The organism is Streptomyces sp. HUAS YS2, from assembly GCF_033343995.1.
Classification (GTDB): domain Bacteria; phylum Actinomycetota; class Actinomycetes; order Streptomycetales; family Streptomycetaceae; genus Streptomyces; species Streptomyces solicathayae.
In genome coordinates, this window is sequence record NZ_CP137573.1 from 7,712,604 (window position 1) to 7,738,474 (window position 25,871).

Consider the following 25,871-nt stretch of genomic DNA (forward strand, 5'->3'; position numbering starts at 1 on the left):
TTGTGTTAGGCGCTCTTAAGCAGGTCTGGCTTGCTATCCCAGAGGCAGGCGTCAAGCTCCGCGAGGGCGACCCTGCCACTGCCGGCAACATCATCATTGGGGCCTTGGTGCGGAGCGAAATCCTCGATCGTGAGCTGATCGTCTCTGCTGGCGATGACGATGCAGTGGTCGAAGCTCTCATCGAGACGATGCACCAGATCGCCGAGAGCGATGAGCCCGTCTCCCGGGCTGCTGCCCGGGCATTCCTGAGTATCGCCGAGAGCGACGATACGAACACCACCACCTTCTCCGGACGGGGCGAGCAGCCTCGCCAGTAGTTCCGCTCCTACGGGTGAACTACGTGAAGCGACCTTCACTCTCCGCCGGCCCGCACGGTTCTGACCAGTTGTGAGCGGGGGCCCTGCTCGCCGCGGGCCCCGAAGCACATGAGAGTGCGCAATGGGAGAGAGCGGAATCGTCGCGACCCTCTTCGCGACTCCAGCCTGCGCGAGCTCACCGCCCACGTCAGCGGCTCGCCGCCACCGTCCCAGGCCCGAAGCTCCTGCACATCTCTGTCGGCTGCGTCGACGGAAGGCATCGTGGCGTTACCGGACGCCTCTCGCTGCGCGGGCGCACCCTGGGACCTCGGTGCGCGCCTGCGGACAGCCTTCGTCCCCTTGAGGCGTTCGAGCCCGAAGCCCTCGGTGATGATGCCGGCGCCCACCACGCCGTGGCCCTTACTCCTCTCGGTCGAGGCAGGGTGCGGCTGTCCGTCGTCGCCAGCCCGTCCGCGGACGGCGCGGTCGCTGAGGGTCACGATCTCTGACCAGCCCTCTGGACAGGCCCTGGCTCTGCTGACCGACGCGGCAGGGCGAGGGCCTTTTTGTGTTCCCGCGTCTGCCGCGCAGCATGGGCGTGATGAGGGCGCTCTTCCCCACCCACCGTCGCCGTCACGAGCACCCCCTCATGCGGTCCTGACCAGTGCGGCACAATCGCGGTCAACTGAGCAGACAAAGGTGGGGGTGGGACGTGGGGCTTTTTGGCTCGCGAAGCCGGCGTAAGGGCATACCGAACGAGCCGGCGCTGCTGGCTGCGGCTGCTGAGAATCCGGGTGGCAGCGTCGCCGAGATCGATCCGACGCATATCGATGACCCGAACGGCTACGTACCTCCCGAGGCGATCCGCGGTGCGTGGTTGGTGGACAGCAGCGGGAAACTGACAGGTGAGTACCAGGAGAATCCCCGTCACGGGGTGCCACAGGACGACTTCAGCAAGCTCACCGACCCTGATCACTGGCTCGGCTGGCTCGGCGAGGATCCCGCGACCGCCGTCCGCCAGGGCATCGAGAAGTCCTTGCGCGCCCAGGTGGCAGACGCAGTGGTCGAGTGGGTCAAGATCCTTGAAGAGCCCCGGTTTCTCACGGGTGGGCGTCGAAGTTCTGAGGACGAACAGGTCATGCTGGTCAGCCGCGCGGCGCTCGCCGCGCCGTTTGCGTTGTCCGTGCGCACAACGCAGCACGGGCGTTCCATCCTCCTGGGGGTGTTCTCGTGGGCGGCGGTGAACCTCGCACCGCCCGGAGTCCGCAAGGATCGGCACTGGTTTGACCTGGGCGCCGCGCCGGACTGGGCAGGTGAACGGCTTCAAGAGCGGATCTACGAGATTGACGGTGAGGACGACCCCAACGAGCGGTAGAGCGGCACGCCATTTCGGACCCACGGTCAGAGCGGATCCACTCCAGCAGTAGATATCCACGCCGGGTGGCCCTGGCCACCGTCTCGACGCGAACGTGAACAACGTTGCCCGACACGATCCCGGCCGGAGGCAGGCCGACTGGGCATGCCGCCAGACCACTCGCCCGCCCTGCTACCACCCTGCTACCTTGAGGGGGTGAGCAGTGACAGGAAGCAGACCCAGCTCCGCCTGGCACCCGACGTTCTCGCCGCAGGCAAGGACGCCGCCGCCGCCCGAGGGCTGGACTTCAACAAGTACGTCGAACGCCTCATCGTGGAGGACACCACAGGCGCCCGCGCGGCCGGCATGGCCGCAGCCCAGCGCCTCCTCGACGCCCACGGCGACTTCCTCTCCGACCTGGAAGCCGACCTGGACGCGCAGCACGCCTCGGCACCGCAGGACCGGGGCGCCGCTGCGTGAGCATGTCCCTGCACGTCGACCTGTCCTGGATCCTCGAGGTAGCCGAACGCGCCGGCCACGGTGACCCCGCACCTGACGACCTCGGCGTTCCCCTCGCGGCCGTCGCCCGCCACCGAGCGGAGCTTCTCGAGCAGCCCGTGTACCGCGGCCCGTACGCCCGGGCCGCCGCCCTCGTGCACACCCTCGGCCGCTGCCGCTGGCTGGAACGCTCTAACCTCAGCGTCGCCTGCGCCGTCGCCGTCATGTACCTCAACGCCAGCGGCATCCCCGCCGACCCCAGTCGGGAACAGCTCACCGCCCTTGCCCGTACGCTCTACGACCCACACGGCACTACAGGCGGCATCGTCGAACATCTCCGCACCTGGGCGCGCTGAACCACACCGCGCGCCGCGGCTACGAGCACTTGAGCTTGCGAAGCCGGATGGCGCCCATCCCGCTGTTCGGGCGGTGGGCACGAGGCGTCATGTCCATGGTGCGGCGTGCCTTCCTGTCCAGTTCTGGTCGTTGCTGGGCGACCGACGAGGACAACTCAACTGTGTGTGGCTAACGTTGCCGCGCGGTGACCTGCAGTTTGATTTGCGGGCTACGTGTGCGACGACGATGCGCTGGAGGGATAGTGGCAGAGCCTGGCGTGGGCAGCGATGATCAAGAATCACGGCGGTCAAGAGAGTGGGTGTCGCCGTCGCAGAGCACGGCTGCCCAACCTCCACGTTTGCCCGTCTCGGCGAGCAGGAACCAGACGCCAACCGCTCAGGACCGCCCTGCGGCCCCCGAAAGGCCGTTCTGGCAGCGCAGGACAGCGGTGGTCACAGTCGTCGGAGCCTGCTTATCCATCGTGACCGGGATCATCGTCCTGGTTTTCATGTTCTGGCCCGATCTGCAGCCAGAGCGAGACAAGACCCCGACGGTGGCGATCTCCGACTTCAACGTCGACAAAGAGAGAAACATTCAAGCTGACGAGTACTACACGGACATGGACTCTGAGGTGAAAACCAGGCCCGTCAAGTGGACGTCATCCATGGCGACGATCACCCTTCGCAATGAGGGCGACGACACGGTGACGATCAAGAAGGCGACGCTCCACCTTCTCGCCTTCGAGAACCTCGGATGCAAGGACGGCGGAGGCCTCGGATACCCCGAGGGGCGCTACGGCTTCAAAATCGGCGATGCTGATAAGCCAGGCAAGACGCTGGTTCAGCCCATGCGTTGGAAGCTGCCAGCGCACGACGCGGAAACTATGGCGTTCAGCGTGGGACCCAGTGCACCCGATCCCGAGGTCATTCAGGTGTATCGCTATCAACTGACCCTGGAGCCGGATCGCGGCAGTCCCATCACGCTTCCCGTAGTCGTGCATGCCGCCCCGGAGGGGTACCTCGCCAAGACAGGAGAAGGCGAGCGCGACTATGCGGCGGCTTTGACGGACCCTTGCTGGCGTGGTGCGGAGAGGTTTGCGAAGGGCGTCCAGGAGAGCGACAGGGCGTCGCCGGAGTACAGGTACCTCCAGTCGCGGTTGGACGCGCTGCGTCGATAACTCCTGAATGAGTCGATCGATCGTGACCTTTCCCGGGTGGCCAGGCAGCTGGAGATGCACCTGCGGGCAATCGGGAGTTCGTGAGTGGGAGGAAGGCGATTCGGACCGGGGTTCAAGCGGCTGCCCTGGACGAGCCAGTAAACGGCCGGCGCCCAATCCGCCGAAGCGGGTGGCAAGGGCGCCGGCCAACCGAAAACACACACTCCGCAGGAGAACCCGAGAAGCGGTCTCGCTGGCGAGTGTATCCGCCCGGTCCCGCAGTCGGAACGCGCATCCTTGCCGATAGTGACGCAAGAGGGTTATTGTTGTCTCGCTGGGTGTCGTGGCAGCGCACCAACACCGAGCACACTCACGCAAGGAGCAGCAGCCCATGCCCCTGTCCCTGGCCCGGCGAGAGGTCGACCATCACCTCCAGGAGATCGAGGCCGCCGACGTCACCTCAACCACCTGACGCCCGCCCAGGGCGGGGCGCCCCGAACCGGCACCCCGCCCCCAGGCCGTGATGGAGAAACGAAGATCATGATCCGCGCCGGACGCCTGCAGTACGTACAGACCATGGCCGACCTGGCCGCCCAGCAGGGCGTGTCGCTCGGGACCTTCCGCAACAAGAAGCCGTACGCCCAGGAGGGGTATCCCGCCCCGATCAGCTCGCCCACCTCGAGGGCGCTGCTGTGGGACAGCGAGCAGATCGCCGCCTTCCACGCGGGAGAGCCGATTCCGGCCCTGCCGGAGCTCGACGACGACGAGGACCTCCTGGACCGCCACGAAGCCGCGGCCGAACTCGGCGTCGCGCCGGCCAGCTGGAACAAGTACAAGAGCGACCCCAAGCTGGCCGAACATGTCGTCCTCGTCCCGGGGCAGGACGGCACCGAACACTGGCCGCGCCACGTCGTCCGCGCGTACAAAGCCTCCCGACCCGGCCGCGGCGCCGGCGGCGGCCGCCGCACCGGCAGCGGAGACATGATCCCGCGCGATGAGACCCTGCCCCGGATCGCCGAACTCCTCGACGACAACCCGGCGATCACGCTCACCGAGGTCGCCGACACCCTGGGCATCACGAAGTTCCCCACCGCCCAGGCCGGCCTGGCGCTGCTCCGGGGCCGGCGCATCGCCGACCTGGTCGAGGCCGAGCCCGGCCTCACCCCGATCGACGCCGCCGAGCGCCTGGGCTATCCCACGATCACCCACCGCGGCGCCGCAACGATCGCCGAGGCCGAACTGCGTGCCCGCGGCACGCGCCTGTACCTGCAGCAGGTCGCCGATGCACTTGCAGAGGCCGGCGTCGCCGAGTCGGTTCAGGTAGCGACGCGCCGGCTCGACGACGAGCACCTGGCCGCCGCCGTCCCCCTTGCCATCGGACAGTCCGCGCCGGCGCTGGTATGGGACGAGCGGTACGGATGGCGCACCGCGACCAGCCGACGTCACCCGATCGGCAAGGACACCGGCGCCGCGCCCGAGCGCGAAGGCATCCGCTACATCGGCCACGGCATCCACCCGGAGTCGGCGGAGCTGCTCGAGGCGCTGGCCGACGGACGCAAGGGAACCAAGCGACCCAACGCCTGAGTTCCCTGCCGCGCCGTTCCGAACTCGTCCGCCACACTGCCCCCCCCCGGTCGGCTGACGGGCCCGGAGACGGGTGTGCCGTGTGTCCGGGGGAGGCGGTGGGGTTCCGCCGCCTCCCCGTGCTCCACGGGGCGGGGCGGGCGGGAGTACGGGAAGGGGTTGTCCTTCAGGGGGCGGAGTGGGTCTCAGGCCGCGAGGCTGAAGGTGCCGCCCGCGGCGATGTGGGTGATGGTGCCGATGCCGGTGCGGACGGGCAGAGGGGTGCCGTTGTCCGTGGTGCTGCCCACGCCGAGCTGCCCGAACTCGTTGTCGCCCCAGGCTCTGAGGGTGCCGTCGGACAGGCGTGCGAGGCTGTGGACATCGCCGGCGGAGATGTCCCGGACGCCGGTGAGGTTGAGGACGGTGTTGGGGGTGCCGTTGGGGGGACCACTGTCCGAGCCGTTGCCGAGCTGCCCGTTGCCGTTGGTGCCCCAAGCCTTGACGGTGCGGTCGGACAGCAGGGCGAGGCTGTAGTCGCCGCCTGCGTCGATGTCGCGGATACCGCTGAGGGGGGCGCCGGGACTGTTGGGGTCGATGACGGTGACGGGGGTTCCGCTGTCGGCGCCGGTGGTGCCGTTGCCGAGCTGCCCGAACTCGTTGTCGCCCCAGGCCTTGACGGTGGCGTTGGACAGCAGGGCGAGGCTGTGGTCCCAGCCGGCGTCGATGGCTCGGACGCGGGTGAGGGGGGCGCTGGGGTTGTTGGGGTCGATGACGGTGACGGGGGTTCCGCTGTCGGCGCCGGTGGTGCCGTTGCCGAGCTGCCCGCTGCCGTTGGCGCCCCAGGCTCGGACGGTGCCGTTGGACAGCAGGGCGAGGCTGTGGTCGCAGCCGGCGGCGATGGCGGTCACGCCGCTGAGGGGGGCGCTGGGGTTGTTGGGGTCGATGACGGTGACGGGCGTGCTGTTGGAGATGTCCAGGGTGGTGCCGTCGCCGAGCTGCCCGGAGAAGTTGTTGCCCCAGGCCTTGACGGTGCCGTTGGACAGTAGCGCGAGACTGTGGGAGCAGCCGGCAGCGACCGCGGTCACGCCGCTCAGCTCGCGTACGGTGCCGGGGGTGCGGTGGTCGGTGGTGGGGACGCCGGAGGTGGTGCCGTCGCCGAGCTCCCCGAAGGAGTTGCCGCCCCAGGCCTTGACGGTGCCGTTGGACAGCAGTGCCAGGCCGTGAGCTCCGCCTGCGGCGAGGCCGGTGACGTTGGCGGCTGTCAGTCCGGCCGCGGTGACCGGGGTGTGCCGATCGTCGGTGGTGCCGTCGCCGAGCTGCCCGGAGTGGTTGGAGCCCCAGGACTCGACACGCTGGGCCTGCGCGGCGGCCGGCGGCGCGGGCAGCGCCGCCAGGGTGGTCAGCAGGACGAGCAGTCCCGTCGACAGGGCGGTTCTCGGCCTGTGCCGTCTGGTCTGCAGCAGTTGCATGGGTCACCTCGGCGTGTGGAGTGCGCGGCCGTCCCCGGCGGCGCTTACATGGAGTGATGATTGTGATTCATTCGGTGACCGTCGGTGCGGGGGTGACACCAGGACTGTGGCCGGGTTGCTGCAGACGGCCGACCGGCACACCGGCCGCACGAGCTCTTCTGGCTGTTCGAGGGCGACCTGAGCCTGGGCCCTGCGTGCTCGCATGGAGTGGAGCAGCCGGGGTGCCGCCGCCTCGTTCGTGATTCTCCGGTTGCATCGTCGCGGAGTCGAAGAAGGTGACGCGAGCGCGACGAGGTCAGGCGACGGCCGGCGTCTGGGCGCCGAGGGTTCAAGGCAGCGGCGGATTCGCCCGTCTGACCCCCGACGGCGCCAACGCGCCCTCAGCGCCGGCTCCGGCCGCAGCGGGTGCGGCCTTCCCGTAGCCCGTCGGCGAGGCTTCGCGAGTCCGGCATGGCGCTGGCCGCGTGATTGGTGTCGATGAGGGCGATGATGCCCTCGACTCCCGGCTCGTCGACGGCTTCGAGGAGTAGCTGCCGAACGTTGATCGCGGACCCTGCGGTGCCTGTCGAGTCGGCGGCCATGTAGTACAGATCGGCCCCGCGCGTGGGAGTGAAGCCGTGGCCCAGGATCGCCACCACCAGCACGGCATTCTCTTCCCCGGCCCGGCGTACGGCTTCGCGGACAGCTCGGCGGATGTCATCGGACGCGATCGTTGCGCCCGCCAGGAGAGACGGATGCTCGCCGGTGCGTGCGACGCACACACCGAATGCCGGATCCGTGAGCACCGAGTGCAGACCGCGGGCAGCTTCTTCCAGCCGGTCCAGCCAGCCTGCGTCCGCGCACTGTGCGCCCACGACAAGCACGTGTCGGCGAAGGTCCTCGGTCATCTCCTCACCGCCTGGACCGGCGGGCTCGGCACTACGGTCGGCCTCCAACTGGTTGAGACGCGCCTGCAGGTCGGCGATACGCTCCGTCCGATCCAGCAGTGCGTCGCCCAGGACGTCGCCACGGACGCTGGACCACCCAGACGCCCGGTCGGCATCAGCCAACTGCTGCTCCAGAATCTCCACCGCGCGCTTGGGGGACGGGGCGGCATCCACGGCCGACGCGTACAACCTGCGCACGAACTCGACGGCCTCGGTGGTGACCGCCGTTCCACGGTGCTCGGCGAGATCCGCGAAGAGGTCGTTGATCACCTGCCACGGTGGTAAGCGGGTTCCATTCAGGTAGCGCGAGAAAGTGCCGGGATCGCGATGACGCCGCACCGCGTACCGGCGGACGGACACGTGCAAGCCCTCGAACAGCTCCCGCATGGCCTCGGCCAGGGCCCGCGAGGCGTCGTTGAGATCGTCCCCCAACGGCCGCAGCTCACCCATTCCCCCGCACCTTCCCACCTTCAGCGCGCATGGGCGCCGGCGGCTGGCCATGGCTGTACTCGGTGTCGATGACGCGGTTGAGGACGGGCACCGCCGGCCCCGTGACGGCGAGAGCCGCGAGTATCCTGCGCGGCGCTCCTTCCCCCGCGAGCACCGTAAGCCCGCCTGCCGCCAAGCCGGCGAGCAGCGAGAGCGGAAACACCGAAGTCGATCTCAGAGGCAGCAGGGGCCGGTCCAACAGGATCTCCAATCACGCAACCCGCGCCAGAGGCACGGGACTTGTCGCTCTACGCCGGGGGACCACCGGCGATGCGATTCACACAATGGCCGAACCGGGAGCGGTTGCATTCCCTCAACCGAGAACCGAGCTGACGATGATATGTGTTGCACCTGTCTGCGCCGATCGACGAGAGGTTCTCGCTGGTCACAGCCCTTGGGCCTTAACCGTTGCCGAGGCGCTGCGCTGCAACGCGACTTCTCTCCGGCAACGGTTGGCCGCTGCGACACCCGTCAGTCCCCGCCTCCGCCCGCGTCCATGAAGACGACCCGTACCCGTCCGATCCGGACAGCGTTCTGATACTACGCGAGCTGGGTAATCTGCGTGCGATTCGATGCTAATTCCAATGCGTGATCGGTGTAGGGTGGTCGTGGAGGTGAACCGGGTGTCCACTGAGAACGAGCTGTTCGGCGCCGTGGATGCGCTGCTGGAGCAGGTCGCCCAGGATGACCTTCCAACGCCCGAAGAGCGCAGGCGTCTTCGGGAGGCCTCCGGTCTGAGCCAGGAGCAGATCGCGAAGGCGTTGAAGACCCGGCGGGAGACCATCGGGAACTGGGAGTCCGGGGAGACCGAGCCCCGGCCGCCGAAGCGCGCTGCATACGCCCGGCTTCTGGAGGGCCTCGCGGAGCGATTCCCGCCCCCAGGAGCCGACCTGCCCGTTGTCGAGGTCGAAAGCACGGCGGCCCCGGACGCTTTCACCGGTCCAACGCCGCCGACAGACGCGCGGTCCCTGTCCGCCAGTCCGCTCCGGGACGCTGCTGCCAGGACTGAACTCGAGAACCCCCAGAGCACCCCCGCTCCCACCGCCCCTGCCGAACAGGCCGTGCCGTCTCCGGCGGACACCCCCAGGAGCACGTCGGCGTCGCGCCGGACCGCGGCCCCGGCCGGCACTGCTGTGAGTGACGGCACCGAAGAGCGGTTCGTGAACGGGCCGCTCCTCGTCGTCGACGCCGACACGACCGGGCAGGTGGTCGCGTACGGCGTGGGCGGCCTGGTCCTGGACGTGCCCGCCACGTCGCTCGCCTCGCTCGTCGAGTGGGCGCTCACCGAGGCACGGCTCGGCGCGCCGAGACTGAACGGATCGGGCAGCGACGCCGACCCGCTGCTCGTGCTCACCGCGGCCGCCTGCGAGCGCTACGGCCTGCCGGCCGCCCTCTCGAAGGAGGAGCAGCTCGCGGGCCGGCTCACCGACGGCCACAAGGCGGTGAAGCAGCTGGCCGCCCAGGACTGGCGGTTGACGAAACGCGGGCTCGGCCCGTGGGCCCGGATCTACCGTCCCGCGCAGGCCGGCACACGCCGGTGCGTGCAGCTGTGCCTCCCGTCGTGGAACGCGCTCGACACCCGGCACTGGGCCGACGCGGCCGGCCTTCCCCCGGCCGAACTCGCCCATCTCCTCGGCGTGTACGCCATGCGGGTGACGACGCCGCGCGGGTCCACAGCCGTGACCGGCCTGGAGCTGATGACCGCCCTGCACCCGCCCACCCGCGCCTCCGAGCCGGACGCGACGGGCAAGCGGCACTCCGAGCACAACCCCGGCAGCCTGGGCAAGGACCCGGTCGACTGCGCCCCGTGCGAGGCCCCCGACGGCCACCCTCTCCTCGCGGACCTCCCGCGCTTCCACCGCCGCACCCCGGCCGAAGTTCTGCTCGAGGAGGCCTACGACTGGGCCCGGGAACTCACCGACGCCGAGTGCCTGCGCCGGAACCTGGTGGGCATCGACGTGAACATGGCCTTCGCCGCCGGCGCGAACGGCCTGATCGTCGGCCTCGGCGCGCCGACGCATGTCGACAACCCGGTGTTCGACCCGAAACTCCCGGGCAGCTGGCTGGTCGACCTCTCCCACATCGACCTGTCCCGCGTGAAGTCCGGCAAGAACTGGGTGGACCTGGACGCCAGCCTGCTGCCGAGCCCGTTCACCCCGACCGGCCACCGCCCCGAGGGCCCCGCCTGGTACGCGACCCCGACGGTCGCCTACGCCCAGGAGCTGGGCTACGACGTCGCCCCCCTCGAGGCCCACATCCGGTACGACAACGGCCGCTACCTGGACGGCTGGTACAACCGGCTGCGCGACGCGTACATCGCGACGATGGCCGACCTCGGCGTGTCCGCCGACGCGAGCCCGGAAAAGTTCCTGGCGGCGATGGACGGCTACCGCCGACGCGACCCGCAACTCGCGATCGTGGTGTCCGCGATCAAGGCGACCGTGAAGGGCGGCATCGGCAAGCTCCGCGAACGCCCCCGCGGCGAGGGCTGGAAGCCGGGCGAGCCGTGGCGCTCGCTCGCCCGGCCCACGTGGCGCCCGGACATCCGCGCCGCCGTCATCTCCCGGACCCGTGTCAACATGCACCGCAAGATCGTCAAGCACGCGGCGTTCACCGGGCAGTACCCCATCGCGATCCTCTCCGACTGCGCCGTCTACGCCGTCGACGGGACGAGCCCGCTGGACTTCCTGCCCTACCGCGAAGGCAAACCGCTCCCCGGCGGCTGGCGCCTCGGCGTCTCCCCGGGGATGGTCAAACACGAAGGAACCCAGAGCGTGCTGTGGGGCGAAGGCCTGCGCGACCGGTTCGACGCCCCCGAACTGAACCTCGCCCGGTACATCAAGGACGGCACCGTCACAGACCAGGACAACGGGGAGTAGGGCAGAGCGCGATGAGCATGTTCGGCGACAGCCTGGACAAAGCAGTCCAACGGGCCTTCACCCGCCCCATCCCGAGGTCCGCGGGCGCGCGGATGCGTTATCTCGTCAAGCAGCTCAAGAGCACCCAAGCCGTCGCAGAACTCCTCGCGATCTCCCAACGCCAGGTCGAACGCTACGTCGCCGGCCAGGCCAAAACCCCCCGCCCCCGCCTCGCAGCCCGACTGGAGGCGGAAGTGACACACCGCTGGCAGCCCCAGATCAAGGCGAAGGCCCGCCACAACGCCGCCACCACCGCCGGCATCGTCATCGACACCCGCGCCCGCCTCGGCTACACCGCCCCGGTCGGCACGACCGACCAGGACCGCGTCCGCCACCTCACCGTCGCCCTGCCACCGCAGTACGCCGCCCGCCTCTTCGACGCCCAGGAACAGGGCGCCCCCGACAGCGAACTGAAGGAGATCGCCGCCAAGGCGCTCAAGGAGGTCTACTTCCAGGACAGTGGCCGCCGCGCCGGCACCCTCGAAGAGGTCCGCTTCACCGACATCCAGCACCTTGAGTTCGACCTGTAGAACCCTCCTTCCCAGGGCCCTGGAAACACCGGGGCAGCGCACGCCACTGCTCCGCCGAGCAGCCGCAAGCCGAGTGACGGACGCTGATTCGTCCTGGCTTCTGGCGGCGGCACCCCTCGATGGCACCCTCGACGCCCGCACGGCCTTCCTGTCCAGGGCCCTACACACCGACCCCACCCAGCACGCGGCCAGGGCGGCCGAAGACCACGACGTCAGACTCAGGCGATCCAAGGCCTTCCGCTTCGGCAACGACCAGCCCAAGGACGTCGACGACACCCGCGCACTTCCGCGGCATTTCATCACCCGCAAGCTCCGCCGGCCCGAGCCGGCCGTTCCCACGATCTGACCGCCTGACCGCCCGATACCTCGGCCACGGGACAGAGCGCTGCGTGGATGGGGAACTTGCCGGCTGACAGCGACACAGGGGAGGGCCAGAGCATGGGAACGGGCACGGCGGTACTCGTGGTGTCAGCCGTCTTGGGCGTGGGTGCCGTGGCCGGGGTTCTGGCACGGGCCGGACTCCGGGAGGCGGAGGCGGAGAAAGCCCGACTCAAGGAGCAGGCACGGATTCAGGCCCTGCGGTCGCTGGAATCCATCTGGGCCATGAGCCCTGTGGAGTTCGAGGAGTACATCGCCGAACTCTGCCGCCGGGACGGCTACACCCGAGTGCTCCGCGTCGGTGCAGCAAACCACCTGGGCGCCGACGCGACGGGCCGGCCGCCGGATGGCCAAAACCTCGTAGTGCAGTGCAAGCGCTACGCGAAACACCGCACCGTCGGCAGCCCGGACCTCCAGAAGTTCAACGGCACCGCCCGCAGCGAACACGGCACGACCCGGTCTTCACCGCAGCGCTGGAGCAGGTCTGGGGGACACGGCCGTGATCCCGCTGACGCTGCTGCCCGGCCGCACCGATACCACCCGCATCGGCCGCGACCGGCTCGAACTGCTCACAGCCCTCATCGAAGCCCCCGCATTCGACCCGCTCTTCCGCGACACGCTGATCTTCATCCCGCCTCAGCACCCGGTCTACGCCTGGCAGTGCGCCGTTGACGGCTGCCTGCGCATCCGCCGGGTCAGCCACAACCTGTGCAACACGCACAATTTGGAGTGGGAGCAGGCCGAGCGGACGGGACAGACCAAGCGCGCCTTCATGGACGCAGCCACCGCTCTGCCCGCCGTGCGGGGAGTGGACTACGGCCGGTGCCTGATCTGCCCCGACCGCCCGGCGATCAGTCCCACCACCCGGCTGTGCCAGCAGCACCAGACCAGATGGCAGTACGGCGAGGCCGCCGACATGGACCGCACTCGGTTCGAGCACTGGGTCCGTACGCAGCACCCGCTTCCCGGCTACGGCCTGTGCACGGCACAGTGCCCGTTTTGGCCTGCACCTCACTGGGGCTGTGCCTGCAGCACCTGAACCGGTACAAGATCGACAACCGCCCAGGAGACGCCCGGTCGCACAACTCACGTGGCCCTCTCAAGGACGGCCGGCCGCTCCCGGTGACCTACGGCGACGAGAAGGCATTTCGTACCTGGTGCGCCACTGCGGAGCCGGTCACGCAGCCAGGACTGGTCAACCTCCACGCCCTGCCCCCATTGGTGCGAGCCGAAATCCAGTGGGGCCTGCATGCCCATGCCCAGTCCGCACAGCGTTCCGAGTGGACCACCAACGGCATAAGGAACCTCGTCAGACACTGCTGGCAAGGCAGCATCACGTCCCTGATGGACCTGCACGACGAAGGCTACAAAGACCTGACCCGCAAGCAGATGGACTCCGAGGTCCGCAAGATCATCAGAGAGACCGGGAACGGCCTGCGCTGCGTCTACTACAGTCCCTCGGACACCAAGGACGCCGGCTTCCTGGAGACCGATCACTTCGGACGGCGCTTCAAGAACGCCCAGAGCCACTTCGACATCACCACCGTCCCCCAGCGCTGGCTGCGCGACCTGCTCTGGGACCACCTTGCCGAATGGCTCCGGTCCCCGCAGTGCCCCCGCACTCGAGGCCCCTTCGACCAGATGCGCCGCGCCGCCGTCGAACTGGGCGTCTTCCTCCAAGCCGACGCCCCCGCCGCCGGCCACGACCCCACCGCGCTGCGCCGTGAGCACGCCGAACGGTTCGTCGCCGACCAGCGCCACCGCGCCCGCCACGGCCTGCCGTCCCTGGGCATGGTCCTGGTCGACGGACGACCCCCCACCGTCACCGACCTGAGCTGCCAATTCATCTTCAACCAGGCCCGCAAGCTGCTCTACAGCGCGCCTCGGCATCGACACCGGCTTCCTGACCGCCATCCCCTTCGGCGGCACCGGCATCAAACAACGCTCCCGCAACCCCTTCAGCGACGACGTCGCCCGCGCGCTGACCGACGAGACCGACCTGCGCCGCCTGGAGAAACTCGACCTCAACGACCGGGGCTTGCGGGACATCTGGGAGACCATCGTCGCCACCGGGCGCCGCTGCAGCGAGGTCGTCGGACTGCGCCTGGACTGCATCGGCCGCTACCGCGGCCTGGCCATGCTCTGGCACGACCAGACCAAGGTCGGCAACTACAACGAGGGCATCCGCATCCCCGGCACCGGGTTCTTCTCCGGCGGGTCGCAGTCCGGCGCGGACTGCGACCCGTACGGGCTCGGCGGCCGGGCCGGGGCGGCACTGCTGTTGAGCAGCTCCGTCGCCGCGTAGCCGGCCGCCCCCACGATCAGCGCCGCGGGCGCGAGCACGCGGAACGCCCGGCGCCGGGCCACCGCTCCCGCCCTCTCGTCGTATTCCGCCATCCGCGTCGATCCCCTCGCTCCGTGCCGCGCCCGGTCACGCTACCCGAGCGGAACCCGCCGCCCGGGAGAGGGGGTTGACGGCTCAGGACAGGGTTTCGACCACCGCGCGCACCCGTGCCGCGACCGAGTCGGGCAGCGGGGCGTAGTGGATCGCGTGCAGTTCCTGCTGCCCCTGCTCGCTCGCCGCGTAGGAGAGGAAGGACTTGAGGGCGAGCAGGCTCTCGGGCCGGTTTCCGGTGTCGCAGACGATCTCGTACGTCACCAGCACGATCGGGTACGCGCCCGGCGCCTTGGTCCGGTAGTCGAACTTCAGCGCCAGGTCGCCGTCCTTGCCGACCACCTCGGCCGACGCGATGCCCACCGACGCGCTCTGCGTCGTGGGGGCGACCGGTTCGGGCGCGCCGGTCGCGATGCGCACCGCGTCGATCTTCCGCTTCGTCGCGAAGGACAGCTCGAAGTACCCGATCGCGCCCTCGGTCTGGGCCACGGCCGCGGCGACCGCGTCCGAACCGTTCGCGGAGTGACCGCCCCGCGCCGCCCACTTCTTGTCCGCGGGGTACGGCCAGCCGGAGCGGGCCGCGCCCTTCAGGTAGGCGTTGAGGTTCTGCGTCGAGCCGGAGTCGTCGGCCCGGTGCACCGGCACGACGGGCAGGTCCGGCAGGTTCGCGCCGGGGTTGAGCCGCTTGATCGCCGGGTGGTCCCAGCGGGTGATCCGGGTGTCGAAGATCTTGGCCAGGGTGGGCGCGTCGAGCACCAGCCCGGTCACCCCCGGCACGTTGTAGCCGAGCGCGATCGGTCCGCCCACCAGGGGGATGTCGATCGCCTTGCCGCCGGAGCACACGTCCGTGGGGACCTTGCGGTCCTCGTCCGACAGTGCCTGGTCCGTCCCGCCGAAGGTGGTCGCGCCGCGCCGGAACTGGGCCACGCCGGCGCCGGATCCGAGCGGGTTGTAGGCGAGCCGCACTTCGGGGCACGCGCGCTGGTACTGCTCCATCCAGCGCTTCATCGCGTTCTGCTGGGCGGTGGAGCCCGAGCCGCTCACCATGCCGCTGCCCGCGCAGTCGATGTCGGGCACCGGCGCCGTGGAGGTCGGCTTGGCCTCGTCCGCCGATCCGTCCGTGCCGCATGCCGAGAGCACCAGCGAGCCGACCACGACGGCGGCCGCCCCCGTCCAGCGGGAGGCCCGCCCCGAATGTCGCAGCAGCACCGTGAATTCCCTTCGGACACAAGCGGATCGGACGGCCGTGGAGTCGCTCTCGCGGGCCGGTCGCTGCATCGATGATCGGGGATGGCCGAGCGCGGTAGGTGGCTCGAAAGGAAACGGGAGTCGTCATTCTGGCGACGTTTGGGTGCCCCGGGCGCCATTAAAAGGCGTGGTCCGGCGGGCCGGCGCGTGGTGGGATGGGCCGATGCGACAGGAGATTGCGGAGAGCGTCGACCGAGGCGACTACCCGGACGGTTCGACGCCCTGGGACCGGCCGGCCTGGCAGGACGAGGCCCTGGGGTGGGTGGGGGACCGGCTCGCGGACCTCGGCCTGGAGGAGCGGGGCCCGCGCGCGGTCCGGCTGCGCCCGTGGTCCGTCCTGGTGCGCCTCACCGTCGGCGAGGGGGCGATCGTCTGGTTCAAGGCCAACCCCGCGGCCAGCGCCTTCGAGGCCGGCCTCGGGCAGGCGCTGGCCACCTGGGTTCCCGCGCACGTCCTCGCACCACTCGCCGTCGACGCCGGACGCGGCTGGTCGCTGCTCCCCGACGGAGGACCGATCCTTCGCGACGTGCTCGACCGCGGCCCGGCCGATCCGGGCGCCTGGGAGGAACCGCTGCGCCAGTACGCCCTGATGCAGCGCGCCCTCACCGGCAGGACCGAGGAGCTGCGGGGGATGGGCGTCCCCGACGGCCGCGCGGCCGTGCTCCCCGAGGTCTTCGACGAGATCGTCGCGACGAGCCACGGACTGGAGTCGGCCGAGCGGCGGGCGCTGATCGGGCAGCGGCCCCGGCTCGTGGAATGGTGCGAGGAGCTCGCGAGCACGGGCATCGCCGACTCGCTGGACCACTCCGACCTCCACGAGGACCAGGTGTTCGCCCGGGGCGGCGGCAGGTACGCCTTCTTCGACTGGGGCGACGCCGCCGTCGCCCACCCCTTCACCAGCCTCCTGGTCACCGCCCGGATGGCTCGCGTGCGCTACGGCCCGGACGTGTTGCCCCGGCTGCGGGACGCGTACCTGGAACCCTGGACCGGGGACGGCAGGACGAAGGCGGAGCTGCGCCGCGCGGTCGCCCTGGCCTGCCGGCTCGGCGCCATCGGCAGGGCGTGCTCCTGGGGCCGGATCTTCCCCGGGCCGGACGGGGACGGGTCCGCGGCGAGCAAGGAGACGTCCGAGGCGACCGCCCGCTGGCTGCGCGAGCTGTTCGCCGAGGAGGGCCTCTGGCCTGCGTGATGCCGCGCACACGCGGGGCGGGTGCGGGCCGGCCGCGTGTTAGCGTCCGCCGGTGACTTCCCCGGCCCTGGACGCGCCCGCGCCCGATCTCGCCCCGCCGCACGGTTCCGCGCAGCGTTCCCCGCTCGGTGCCGAGTGCGTCCGTGCCGCTGCGCCCGACGCCGCCTCCGTGCCGGCCACGCTGCCGCTGCTCGACCTGTTCGGGGACGGGTTCGTACGGGACCCGTACCCCTGGCTGGACGCGTTGCGGTCCGACGCGCCGGTGCACCGGGACCCGGGCACGGGGCTGTGGCTGGTCAGCGACTACGACGACATCCGCCGGGTGCTGCTCGACCCGGCGGTGTTCCACCCCGACAACGCGCAGCACGCCGTCACGCCGCTGCCGACCGGCGTGCTGAGGGTGCTGGCCCGGGCCGGGTTCAAGCTGCCGCCCGCCCTGGCCAACAACGGCACCGACAGCCACCAGGGCCTGCGGCGCGTGGTCACCCGCTTCTTCAACGCGCAGCGCGTCGCCGCGGCCGTACCGGTCGTCGAGCGGATCGCCGGCGAACTCCTCGATGCCGCTCGTGCGCAGCTCGACGCCACCGGATCCTGCGACCTGTTCGCGTCCTTCGCCCAGATCCTGCCCTGCCGCGTCCTGATGGAACTCCTCGGCATCGACGGCGTCGACCCCGTCACCCTGGTGAGGTGGAGCGACGCCTCGCTGGAGCTGTTCTGGGGCCGGCCCGCGCTGGAGCGGCAGCTCGAACTCGCCGTGCTCGTGGGCGAGTTCCATCAGTGGCTCACCGAGACCGTGAGCGCCGCCCCGGCCCGCCCCGGCTCTTTCGTCGAGGCGCTCACCCGCCACCGGTTGCCCGACGGCCGGCCGCTCGACGTCGCGACCGCGGTCGGCGCGTGCTTCTTCGTCTTCATCGCCGGGCAGTCCACCACCGGACAGCTGATCTCCACCACGCTGCACCGGGCCCTGTCCGAGCCCGGACTCTGGCCGCGCCCGGCGACCGAGCCCGGTCTCGCCGAGGGGTGGGTGGAGGAGGTGCTCCGCCGCGAACCGCCGGTGACCTCCTGGCGGCGGGTGACCGCGCGGCCCGTGACGCTCGGCGGCGTCGAACTCCCGGCCGGCGCGCACCTGCTGCTCATGCTCATGGGCAGTGGCTCGGACCCGGAGGTCTTCGCCGACCCGCAGAGCATGTGCCCGCACCGCGCCAACGCCCGCCACCACCTGTCCTTCGGCGTCGGCCGGCACCGCTGCCCCGGCGCGTCGCTGGCCCGTACGGAAGCCGCCGTGGCGCTCCGGGCCGCCGCGCGCCGGCTGCCGGCCGCCCGACTCGTCGCGGCGGACGAGGAACCACCGATCCTCGGCCTGCTCTCCTTCCGCGCCCCGCTGCGGGTACGGGTGACCGCCTGACCACGGCTGCCCGTGGCCCCGGGGCCCGCGTGGGCAGCCCCGCCGGGGGCACGCATGGGGTCCGTGGGCCGGTCCATGATCGCTGGCGGGGCCGTGCCAGGCACCCCGTTGCAGCGCAGGGGGCTATACATTGCATGTATACGCTGAGTGTATAGTCCGGCGTCATGGCATCCTCGTCGTCCCGAACCCCCCTCCTGCCGCGCCTGTTGAAGGCGCTCGTCGTGTCCCTCGTCGCGGTTGCCGCATCGCACGTCGTGCTCTCGGACACCCTGCGGCTGTCCTTGATGGGTCAGGCCGCCGCGGCCCTGGGGGAGGCGCCCGGGTACTCCTCGGACCAGGCGTTCACGGCGGCCGTCGTGAACACCCTGCTCACCATGCCGCTGGTGCTCTGGCCGGGCATGCTGATCTCCGGGGAGCGCCGCGTCGGCCCCATGGTGCTGGTGGGGACGGTCAGTTGGCAGGTGGCCGTCTGGAGCGGCATCGACGCCCTCGGCGAGGCCCCCGGGGTCCTGCTGCCGCTCCCGTCGCTCGCGCTCGTCGTCGCCGTCACCGCCCTGGCGGCGGTGCTGCGGCGCAAGTAGCGGCGTCCGGCCGGGTCGGCAGCCGTAGATGCCGCCCCGGTCCGACGCGTCCCGCGGGGGGCGTTCCGAACAGATGGTTCCGACGCGTTGACAGCGTCGCTCACGCCTCCCGATACTGACTGACGGTTCAGTTAGAGCATCTGTTGCCGCACTGGAGGCACCATGTCCGACCTCCCCACCGAGCTCGTCCCGTTCACCCCCGAGCAGCGTGGCATCGTCGAACTCACCCGCACCTTCGCCCGCGACGAGATCCGCCCCCGGGCCCGCGCCGTGGACGAGGCCGACATCGAGACGCCGTGGGACCTGTGGCACAAGGCCGCCAAGGTCGGCATCACCGGCTTCATGCTCCCCGAGGAGTACGGCGGCGGCGGCTTCACCGACGTCTTCACGCAGTGCCTGGTGCAGGAGGAGCTGTGCGTCGGCGACCTCGGCATCGGCAACCTGCTCTGCTCCAACGGCTTCTTCGCCGACCCGCTCCTCGAACTCGGCACCGAGGAGCAGAAGCAGACCTGGCTCACCCCGCTGACCGGGCCCGACACCCCCATGACCGCCCTCGCCACCACGGAGCCCGGCGCAGGATCCGACGCCGCGTCCATCGTGACCACGGCGACCCGCACCGACGGCGGCTACCTCCTGAACGGCCAGAAGGCCTGGATCTCCAACGCGGGGGAGGCCGAGCAGTACGTCGTCTTCGCCAAGACCGACTCCTCCCTCCGCGCCCGCGGCGTGACCGCCTTCCTGCTCCGCAAGGACACCCCCGGCGTCACCTTCGGCGAGCCCATGCGCAAGATGGGCCAGCGTGCCATCGTCTGCCGTGAGGTCTTCTTCGCCGACGCCTTCGTTCCCGAGGAGAACCGCCTCGGCGACGAGGGGCAGGGCTTCCACGGGCTGATGCGCACCTTCGACATCTCCCGCACCGTGCTCGGCGCGGCGGCGACCGGCGTGGCCAGGGCCGCGTACGAGTACGCCCGCGACTACGCGCGCACCCGGCAGCAGTTCGGCAAGCCCGTCATCGAGCACCAGGCCGTCGCGTTCCGGCTGGCCGACATGCGCACCCGCATCGAACAGGCGCGGCTGATGACATGGCGCGCCGCCAAGCGCATCGACGCCGGCCTGAACGCCACCACCGAGGCCGCGATGGCCAAGCTGACGGCCTCGGAGACCGCCGCGTACTGCACCTGGGCGGCCGTGCAGACGCTCGGCGGCTGGGGCTACTCGCGCGAGTATCCGGTGGAGCAGTGGATGCGCGACGCGAAGCTGGAGGAGATCGAGGAGGGCACCTCGGACATCATGCGGCTCGTCATCGCCCGGGGCCTGTGATGACGTCCGCCCTCACCGGCGGCGAGGCCGTCGTCCGCGCCCTCGCCGCGCACGGCGTCACGGACGCGTTCGGCATCCCCGGGACCCACAACCTGGAGATCTACCGCCACCTCGTCCCTTACGGCATACGGCATGTGACGCCGCGTCATGAGCAGGGCGCGGGGTACGCGGCCGACGCCTACGCGCGCGTGACCGGCAGGCCCGGCGTCGCGCTCACCACCACCGGACCCGCGCTGCTGAACATAGCGGCGGCGGTGGGCCAGGCGTACTCCGACAGCGTGCCGCTGCTGGTCGTCTCGCCCGGTATGCCGCTGCGGCACCCCCGACAGTCCAACGGGCTGCTGCACGAGATGCGCAGCCAGACCGAGGCCCTGCGGGGCGTCGCGGCCTTCAGCCATCGCGTCTCGTCCGTGCCGGAGGTCGACGCGGCGGTGGCGCGGGCCTTCACCCTCTTCCGTACGGGCCGGCCGCGGCCCGTGCACATCGAGGTACCGCTCGACCTCCTGGAGTCCGCCGAGCCGTCGGGCCCGGTCAGGCTCGCGCCGCCGGCCGGACCGCCGGCGGCGGACCCGGCCGCGCTGGCGGAGGCCGCCGCCGTGCTCGGGGCGGCCCGCAGCACCGTGCTCGTCCTCGGCGGAGGGGCGCGGGCGGCCGCCGCGGAGTGCCTGGCGCTCGCCGAGGCGCTGGGCGCGCCGGTGGTGACGACCGCCAACGGCAAGGGCGTCGTAGACGAGCGTCATCCTCTGTCGCTGGGCGTGTCGTTGCACAGCCCGGCCGTGCGGAAGTGGCTCGCGGAGCGCGAGGTGATCCTCGCCGTCGGCACCGAGCTGGCCGAGTCCGACATCTGGGGCCCGCTGCCGGCCCCGGCCGGCACGCTGATCCGGGTCGACGTCGACCCCGCCCAGATGTACGCCGGAATCCCGGCGGACATCGGGCTGGTGGGCGACGCCCGCGTGGTGCTCGGCGCCCTGGTCACGGCCTGCTACGACCACGACAGCGACGATGCGGACGCCCCCACCGACGTCCCCAACGACGCCCCTACCGGCGCCCCCACCGACGTCTCCGCCCTCCGTACCGTCCGCGACGACGAGACCCGCGCCCGCGACGCGCGCTGGGTGCCGTACCTCCGAGCCGTGCGCGGCGTCCTCGCCGAGGACGCCGTCGTCACCTCCGACAGCGCCCAGTGCTGCTACTACGGAGCACTGCCGCACCTCCCGATCGGCCCCACCGGCCGCTACCTCCACCCCACCGGCTTCGGCACCCTCGGCTACGCCCTGCCCGCCGCGATCGGGGCGAAGACCGCGTACCCCGAACGGCAGGTCGTCGCCCTCAGCGGCGACGGCGGCCTGCAGTTCTCCGTGCAGGAACTCGCCACCGCCGCGCAGCTGGGCGCTCCCCTCCCTGTCGTGGTCTTCGACAACGGCGGATACGGGGAGATCCGCGAGGAGATGGCGGCGCGCGGGGACGTTCCCACGGCTGTCGACCTGCCGACCGTCGACCTGCCCGCGCTGGCCCGCGCCTACGGCGGGCACGGTGTCGCGGTCCGCACGCCCGGCGAACTCGCCGACGCCCTGGCCACGGCCCTGATCACCCCCGGACCCACCCTCGTCACCGTCCCCGAGGAGCCCTCCCGATGACGACCCCCGCCACCACCCTCACCGGAACCCCCGCCTCCACCCCCACCCCCGCCGCCACCCCTCTCATCTCCCTCACCTGGACGGACCACGTCACCGGACGTCAGGGCCACCTCGTGATCGACCGGCTCGTGCGCGGCGTCTCCAGTGGCGGGCTGCGGATGCGGGCGGGCTGCACCCTCGACGAGGTCGCCGGGCTGGCCCGCGGCATGACGATGAAGGAGGCCCTGCACTACAACCCCGAGGGCCGGTACGTCCCGCTCGGCGGCGCCAAGGGCGGCATCGACTGCGACCCCCACGACCCCGACGCGTACGGCGTCCTCGTCCGCTACCTGCGCGCGATGCGCCCCCACGTGGAGCGCTTCTGGACCACCGGCGAGGACCTCGGCCTCACCCAGGACCTCGTGGACCGGGCGGCCGCCGAGGCCGGGCTCGTCTCCTCCATCCAGGCCGTCTACCCGCTGCTCGACGACGAGGTCGCGGCCCGCCGCCGGCTCGCCGACGCCTTCGCGGTGGACGTCGACGGCATCGGACTCGACGAGCTCGCGGGCGGCTGCGGAGTCGCCGAGTCGGTGCTCACCGCCCTCGACCGGGCGGGCGTCCCGCACGCCGGAACGCGGGTCGCGGTGCAGGGCTTCGGGACGATGGGCGGGGCCACCGCCCGCTTCCTGGCCCGCGCCGGCCTCCGGGTCGTCGCCGTCGCCGACGTCAAGGGCACGATCGCCCACCCGGACGGCCTCGACGTCGAAACCCTGCTGGCCGCCCGCGACACGTACGGGACCGTGGACCGCGCCGCCCTGCGGCCCGGCGACCGCGAACTCCCCGGCGACGCATGGCTGTCCGCCGACGCCGACGTACTCGTCCCGGCCGCCGTCTCGTACGCGGTCGACGCCGGCAACCAGGTCGCGATCACCGCCCGGTGGATCGTCGAGGCGGCCAACATGCCGGTGCTCCCGGAGGCCGAGGAACTGCTGGCCGCGCGGGGCATCACCGTCCTGCCCGACGTCGTCGTCAACTCCGCCACCAACGCCTGGTGGTGGTGGACCCTCTTCGGCGACATCGGCGCGGACCCGGACGAGGCGTTCGCCCACATCCGGCGTTCCATGCGCGCGCTCGTCGAACAGGTCCTGACCCGGGCCGAGCGGGACGGCACGACGCCGCGCGCAGCGGCCCACGCCGTCGTGGCCGACCGGCTGCCGGTGATCGCCGAACGCTTCGGCTGGTACGCATGAGACCCGCCGCCCCCGAGGCCCTCGCGAGCCTCTTCGACCCGTGCTCCGTCGCAGTCGTCGGCGCCTCCGCCAACCCCGCCAAGTGGGGCTACTGGCTGGCCTCCGGTGCGCTCGCCGGACGCGCACGCCGCTCCGTCCACCTCGTCAACCAGCGCGGCGGCGGCCTCGACGGATTGCCCTTCCTGCCGGATCTCGGTTCCCTGCCGACCGTCCCCGAACAGGTCGTCGTCGCAGTGCCGCCGCCGCAGGTACGGTCGGTGGTCGTCGAGGGACTCGCGGCGGGCGCACGCTGCTTCACCGTGATCACCTCCGGCGGCGCCGACCCCGCGGAGGAACGCGAACTCGCCGCCCTCGTCACCGCGCACGGCGGCCGGCTCCTCGGCCCGAACTGCATGGGCGTCGTCGACACCACCACCGAACTCCGGCTCAGCTGGGGCGACTTCCCGTCCGGCTCGGTCGGGCTCGTGTCGCAGAGCGGCAACCTCGCGCTCGAGATCGGCCGGCTCCTCGCCCGGGCCGGGGAGGGCTTCTCCCGGTTCGTCTCGCTGGGCAACCAGCGCGACATCGACGCGGCCGACGCCCTCGACGCGCTGATCGCCCACGAGCCGACCCGCGTCCTCGCCGCGTACGTGGAGGACTTCCGGGACGGCCGCCGGCTGGCCCGTACGCTGGCCGCCGCCCGTGCGGCCGGCAAGCCCGTGCTGCTGCTGACGATCGGCCGCGGCGAGGCGTCCGGCCGCGCCGCGGCCTCCCACACCGGCGCGCTCGTGAGCGCCCGCGCGGTGGTCGAGTCGGTGTGCCGCGACACGGGCGCGCTGCTGCTCGACTCGGCGGGCGAGCTCGTCGACACGGCCGTGCTGCTGACGGCCGGGGGTGAGCGCCTCGGACGCTTCAGGTCACGTCCTGCCGAGGCCGCGACGCCCCTGCGCGTCGCCGTCGTCGGCGACAGCGGGGGGCAGGGCGCGCTCGCGGCCGACGCGCTCGCCGCCCGCGGGCTCGACGTCCCCGTACTGGACGAGCCGACCCGCACCACCGTCTCCGCGCACCTTCCGGGGCGTGCCGGTTGCGGCAACCCGGTCGACCTCGCCGGCGCGGGGGAGGCGGACCTCCGCAACTACGCCCGCATCACCCGGGCGCTCCTCGACGCCGGAGACACGGACGCGACCGTGCTCACCGGCTACTTCGGGGACTACGCGACCGCCAACCCGGCCCAGACCCGGCAGGAGTGCGAGGTCGCCCGCGAGCTGGGGGAGGCCGCGCAGCGGGCCGGCCGGCTCCTCGTCGTGCACACGATGGCCCGCGACACACCGGCCCTGACGGTGCTCCGCGAGCACGGCGTACCCGTCTACGAACGCATCGAGCAGGCCGCTACCGCCCTGACGCAGGCGGCCCGGCAGGCGCGGGCGACACCACAGCCGCCGCCCGCGCTGCCACGGCACCCATCGGCGACGCCCGTGACGGACGGGGAGTACGAGACGGTCCGGGCGATGCTCGCCGCACACGGACTCGACTTCCCCGAGGCCGAGTTCGTCACCGACGCCGACAGCGCCGTCGACGCCGCCCGCCGTCGCGTCGGCTACCCGCTCGTCCTCAAGGCGATGGGCCTGGCGCACAAGACCGAGGCAGGCGGGGTGGCGCTCGGCATCGCCGACGAGGCAGGACTGCGCGCCGCCTTCGCCCGGATGAGCGCGGCCACCGGAGCCCGCCGGTACGCCGTGGAGCGGATGGCCGCCCACCCGCACGCCGTCGAGCTGATCGTCGGAGTGCGGTACGACCCGGCCTTCGGGCCCGTCGCCATGGTCGGGCTCGGCGGCGTCACCGCCGAACTGCTCGCCGACACCGCGCTCGCCCTCGCCCCGCTCACCCCGGCGCGCGCCCGCGAGCTGCTGCTCTCGCTGCGGCACGCGCCACTGCTCACCGGCTGGCGCGGCGCGCCGGCCGTCGATCTGGACGCCGCCGCGGACGCGCTGTGCGCGATCGCCCGGGCCGCCGTCGAACACCCCGAGCTGACCGAGCTCGAAGTCAACCCGCTGCTCGTCCACCCGGGCGGCGCGCTAGCCCTCGACGCCCATGGAGTGTTGTCATGACCCTGGAGTCCGGTCGCTTCGACGGCCGCACGTACATCGTGACCGGCGGCGGCAGCGGCATCGGCCGCGCCATCGCGCAGGCGCTGGCCGATGCGGGCGCGCGCGTCGCCGTCGCGGGCCGCACCGCCGAGCGGCTCGACGAGACCGTGGCGCTGATCGAGAAGGCCGGCGGGGAGGCCCTCGCCGTACCGACGGACGTCCGCGACCCGGAGGCCGTGGACGCGCTGGTGAGCGCGGCGGCCGAGCGGTTCGGCCGGCTGGACGGACTCGTCAACAACGCGGCGGGCAACTTCGTCGTGCCCGGCATCGACCTGTCGCCGGGCGGCTGGCGGGCCGTCGTCGACATCGTCCTCAACGGCTCGTACTACTGCACCCGTGCCGTCGCCCGCAGGCTCCGCGAGCAGGGCACCGGCGGCTCGGTCCTCTCCGTCATCGCCAGCTACGCCTGGCACGGCCACCCGGGCACCGTCCACTCGGCCGCGGCGAAGGCCGGCGTCCTGGCCATGACCCGGACGCTCGCCGTGGAACTCGCCCCGCTGGGCATCCGCCTGAACTGCATCGCCCCCGGCCCGACGGAGACCGCCGGCGCCGGGGCGGCCCTGTGGGCCACCCAGGAGGCCCGCGAGGAGGTCCTGGCCACGGTCCCGGCGGGCCGGTTCGCCGACCCGGCGGAGATCGCGAACGCGTCGCTGTTCCTGCTCGGCGACGGAGCCTCGTACCTGACCGGCGAATGCCTGACGGTGGACGGCGGCCAGTGGCTGGGCAAGCAGGTGTACGGCCGGACGAGCGCCTAGCCTTCGACGGTCGTCGGTCGTCCACGCGCAGGGGCGGCGGTGCCTACGGGACCGCCGCCCCTTCCGCGTTCGA

At 71.6% G+C, this 25,871-nt stretch carries 24 protein-coding genes and 1 pseudogene; 21 read left to right on the forward strand and 4 right to left on the reverse strand.

The genetic code is table 11. The features are described from left to right. The first annotated feature begins 2 nt into the window (after window positions 1-2). The 7 genes from R2D22_RS35290 to R2D22_RS35320 all read left to right on the forward strand — a co-directional run bounded on the left by R2D22_RS35290 (window position 3) and on the right by R2D22_RS35320 (window position 5,224). Window positions 3-317 (forward strand): hypothetical protein, encoded by a 315-nt coding sequence (locus R2D22_RS35290; protein ID WP_318109349.1) that lies wholly within the window; start codon window positions 3-5, stop codon window positions 315-317. Window positions 318-1,008: 691 nt separating this feature from the next. Beyond that, entirely contained in the window at window positions 1,009-1,671 is a 663-nt protein-coding gene (locus tag R2D22_RS35295) for a hypothetical protein (protein WP_318109350.1), read from the forward strand. 195 nt (window positions 1,672-1,866) lie between these two features. Beyond that, window positions 1,867-2,130, forward strand: coding sequence for a hypothetical protein (locus R2D22_RS35300; protein ID WP_318109352.1), 264 nt, complete (start codon window positions 1,867-1,869; stop codon window positions 2,128-2,130). A gap of 2 nt (window positions 2,131-2,132) precedes the next feature. Next, complete coding sequence (locus R2D22_RS35305; RefSeq protein ID WP_318110175.1) at window positions 2,133-2,504, forward strand: fic family toxin-antitoxin system, toxin component; 372 nt, start codon at window positions 2,133-2,135, stop codon at window positions 2,502-2,504. A 461-nt stretch (window positions 2,505-2,965) separates the two neighbouring features. Further along, window positions 2,966-3,661, forward strand: coding sequence for a hypothetical protein (locus tag R2D22_RS35310; RefSeq protein WP_318109353.1), 696 nt, complete (start codon window positions 2,966-2,968; stop codon window positions 3,659-3,661). Between the two features lie 322 nt (window positions 3,662-3,983). After that, on the forward strand, window positions 3,984-4,112 hold the full coding sequence (locus tag R2D22_RS35315; RefSeq protein WP_318109355.1) for a hypothetical protein: 129 nt from the start codon (window positions 3,984-3,986) through the stop codon (window positions 4,110-4,112). 68 nt (window positions 4,113-4,180) lie between these two features. Next, window positions 4,181-5,224, forward strand: a complete 1,044-nt coding sequence (locus R2D22_RS35320) for a DUF6292 family protein (protein ID WP_318109356.1) — start codon at window positions 4,181-4,183, stop codon at window positions 5,222-5,224. Between the two features lie 185 nt (window positions 5,225-5,409). Here the strand turns inward: R2D22_RS35320 and R2D22_RS35325 are convergent, their stop codons facing one another. Together R2D22_RS35325 and R2D22_RS35330 are read right to left on the reverse strand one after the other, a co-directional pair. Then, window positions 5,410-6,672 carry an RCC1 domain-containing protein gene (locus R2D22_RS35325; RefSeq protein ID WP_318109357.1) on the reverse strand — a complete coding sequence of 421 codons (1,263 nt, stop codon included), beginning with the start codon at window positions 6,670-6,672 and terminating at the stop codon, window positions 5,410-5,412. Window positions 6,673-7,052: 380 nt separating this feature from the next. Continuing rightward, window positions 7,053-8,048 (reverse strand): hypothetical protein, encoded by a 996-nt coding sequence (locus R2D22_RS35330; protein ID WP_318109358.1) that lies wholly within the window; start codon window positions 8,046-8,048, stop codon window positions 7,053-7,055. A gap of 623 nt (window positions 8,049-8,671) precedes the next feature. Between R2D22_RS35330 and tap the strand changes: the two genes are divergently transcribed. From tap to R2D22_RS35355, 5 genes and pseudogenes are all read left to right on the forward strand, one after another. After that, on the forward strand, window positions 8,672-10,966 hold the full coding sequence (gene tap, locus R2D22_RS35335; protein WP_318109360.1) for a telomere-associated protein Tap: 2,295 nt from the start codon (window positions 8,672-8,674) through the stop codon (window positions 10,964-10,966). Between the two features lie 11 nt (window positions 10,967-10,977). After that, entirely contained in the window at window positions 10,978-11,535 is a 558-nt protein-coding gene (tpg, locus tag R2D22_RS35340; RefSeq protein WP_318109361.1) for a telomere-protecting terminal protein Tpg, read from the forward strand. A gap of 73 nt (window positions 11,536-11,608) precedes the next feature. Continuing rightward, window positions 11,609-11,881: a hypothetical protein gene (locus tag R2D22_RS35345; RefSeq protein ID WP_318109362.1), complete on the forward strand. Its 273-nt coding sequence runs from the start codon at window positions 11,609-11,611 to the stop codon at window positions 11,879-11,881. A 257-nt stretch (window positions 11,882-12,138) separates the two neighbouring features. Continuing rightward, window positions 12,139-12,351, forward strand: a pseudogene (locus R2D22_RS35350) (restriction endonuclease); the annotation flags it as partial. Window positions 12,352-12,412: 61 nt separating this feature from the next. Next, on the forward strand, window positions 12,413-12,952 hold the full coding sequence (locus R2D22_RS35355) for a hypothetical protein (RefSeq protein WP_318110194.1): 540 nt from the start codon (window positions 12,413-12,415) through the stop codon (window positions 12,950-12,952). A gap of 47 nt (window positions 12,953-12,999) precedes the next feature. On the opposite strand, the gene R2D22_RS35360 is transcribed toward R2D22_RS35355, so the two are convergent. Next, on the reverse strand, window positions 13,000-13,848 hold the full coding sequence (locus R2D22_RS35360) for a hypothetical protein (RefSeq protein WP_318109364.1): 849 nt from the start codon (window positions 13,846-13,848) through the stop codon (window positions 13,000-13,002). 103 nt (window positions 13,849-13,951) lie between these two features. On the opposite strand from R2D22_RS35360, the gene R2D22_RS35365 reads away from it, so the two are divergent. Next, a complete protein-coding gene (locus R2D22_RS35365; RefSeq protein WP_318109365.1) occupies window positions 13,952-14,218 on the forward strand; it encodes a hypothetical protein in 267 nt (88 codons plus the stop codon). Window positions 14,219-14,392: 174 nt separating this feature from the next. Here the strand turns inward: R2D22_RS35365 and pstS are convergent, their stop codons facing one another. Next, the gene (pstS, locus tag R2D22_RS35370) at window positions 14,393-15,517 is read right to left on the reverse strand and encodes a phosphate ABC transporter substrate-binding protein PstS (protein ID WP_318109366.1); all 1,125 of its coding nucleotides are present in this window, start codon (window positions 15,515-15,517) and stop codon (window positions 14,393-14,395) included. A gap of 202 nt (window positions 15,518-15,719) precedes the next feature. Between pstS and R2D22_RS35375 the strand changes: the two genes are divergently transcribed. The 8 genes from R2D22_RS35375 to R2D22_RS35410 all read left to right on the forward strand — a co-directional run bounded on the left by R2D22_RS35375 (window position 15,720) and on the right by R2D22_RS35410 (window position 25,798). After that, window positions 15,720-16,745 (forward strand): phosphotransferase, encoded by a 1,026-nt coding sequence (locus tag R2D22_RS35375; RefSeq protein ID WP_318109367.1) that lies wholly within the window; start codon window positions 15,720-15,722, stop codon window positions 16,743-16,745. A 52-nt stretch (window positions 16,746-16,797) separates the two neighbouring features. Beyond that, the gene (locus R2D22_RS35380; RefSeq protein WP_318109368.1) at window positions 16,798-18,150 is read left to right on the forward strand and encodes a cytochrome P450; all 1,353 of its coding nucleotides are present in this window, start codon (window positions 16,798-16,800) and stop codon (window positions 18,148-18,150) included. A gap of 164 nt (window positions 18,151-18,314) precedes the next feature. Continuing rightward, window positions 18,315-18,731 carry a hypothetical protein gene (locus tag R2D22_RS35385; protein ID WP_318109369.1) on the forward strand — a complete coding sequence of 139 codons (417 nt, stop codon included), beginning with the start codon at window positions 18,315-18,317 and terminating at the stop codon, window positions 18,729-18,731. A gap of 162 nt (window positions 18,732-18,893) precedes the next feature. Beyond that, window positions 18,894-20,051: an acyl-CoA dehydrogenase family protein gene (locus tag R2D22_RS35390; RefSeq protein ID WP_318109371.1), complete on the forward strand. Its 1,158-nt coding sequence runs from the start codon at window positions 18,894-18,896 to the stop codon at window positions 20,049-20,051. Next, window positions 20,051-21,688 carry a thiamine pyrophosphate-dependent enzyme gene (locus R2D22_RS35395; RefSeq protein WP_318109372.1) on the forward strand — a complete coding sequence of 546 codons (1,638 nt, stop codon included), beginning with the start codon at window positions 20,051-20,053 and terminating at the stop codon, window positions 21,686-21,688. Before R2D22_RS35390 ends, R2D22_RS35395 begins: the two co-directional genes overlap by 1 nt. Then, on the forward strand, window positions 21,685-22,917 hold the full coding sequence (locus R2D22_RS35400) for a glutamate dehydrogenase (protein WP_318109373.1): 1,233 nt from the start codon (window positions 21,685-21,687) through the stop codon (window positions 22,915-22,917). Before R2D22_RS35395 ends, R2D22_RS35400 begins: the two co-directional genes overlap by 4 nt. After that, the gene (locus R2D22_RS35405; RefSeq protein ID WP_318109374.1) at window positions 22,914-25,004 is read left to right on the forward strand and encodes an acetate--CoA ligase family protein; all 2,091 of its coding nucleotides are present in this window, start codon (window positions 22,914-22,916) and stop codon (window positions 25,002-25,004) included. Before R2D22_RS35400 ends, R2D22_RS35405 begins: the two co-directional genes overlap by 4 nt. Further along, a complete protein-coding gene (locus R2D22_RS35410) occupies window positions 25,001-25,798 on the forward strand; it encodes a glucose 1-dehydrogenase (protein WP_318109376.1) in 798 nt (265 codons plus the stop codon). The genes R2D22_RS35405 and R2D22_RS35410 overlap by 4 nt, the downstream gene beginning before the upstream one ends. Window positions 25,799-25,871: the final 73 nt, after the last annotated feature.

Bases quoted from the DNA above. Each gene is read 5' to 3' on its own strand.
- R2D22_RS35305 (WP_318110175.1), top strand. From the start codon at position 2,133: ATGTCCCTGCACGTCGACCTGTCCTGGATCCTCGAGGTAGCCGAACGC.
- R2D22_RS35320 (WP_318109356.1), top strand. From the start codon at position 4,181: ATGATCCGCGCCGGACGCCTGCAGTACGTACAGACCATGGCCGACCTG.
- R2D22_RS35325 (WP_318109357.1), bottom strand. From the start codon at position 6,672: ATGCAACTGCTGCAGACCAGACGGCACAGGCCGAGAACCGCCCTGTCG.
- R2D22_RS35330 (WP_318109358.1), bottom strand. From the start codon at position 8,048: ATGGGTGAGCTGCGGCCGTTGGGGGACGATCTCAACGACGCCTCGCGG.
- tap (WP_318109360.1), top strand. From the start codon at position 8,672: ATGCGTGATCGGTGTAGGGTGGTCGTGGAGGTGAACCGGGTGTCCACT.
- tpg (WP_318109361.1), top strand. From the start codon at position 10,978: ATGAGCATGTTCGGCGACAGCCTGGACAAAGCAGTCCAACGGGCCTTC.
- R2D22_RS35360 (WP_318109364.1), bottom strand. From the start codon at position 13,848: ATGCCGGTGCCGCCGAAGGGGATGGCGGTCAGGAAGCCGGTGTCGATG.
- R2D22_RS35375 (WP_318109367.1), top strand. From the start codon at position 15,720: ATGCGACAGGAGATTGCGGAGAGCGTCGACCGAGGCGACTACCCGGAC.
- R2D22_RS35385 (WP_318109369.1), top strand. From the start codon at position 18,315: ATGGCATCCTCGTCGTCCCGAACCCCCCTCCTGCCGCGCCTGTTGAAG.
- R2D22_RS35390 (WP_318109371.1), top strand. From the start codon at position 18,894: ATGTCCGACCTCCCCACCGAGCTCGTCCCGTTCACCCCCGAGCAGCGT.
- R2D22_RS35395 (WP_318109372.1), top strand. From the start codon at position 20,051: ATGACGTCCGCCCTCACCGGCGGCGAGGCCGTCGTCCGCGCCCTCGCC.
- R2D22_RS35400 (WP_318109373.1), top strand. From the start codon at position 21,685: ATGACGACCCCCGCCACCACCCTCACCGGAACCCCCGCCTCCACCCCC.
- R2D22_RS35405 (WP_318109374.1), top strand. From the start codon at position 22,914: ATGAGACCCGCCGCCCCCGAGGCCCTCGCGAGCCTCTTCGACCCGTGC.
- R2D22_RS35410 (WP_318109376.1), top strand. From the start codon at position 25,001: ATGACCCTGGAGTCCGGTCGCTTCGACGGCCGCACGTACATCGTGACC.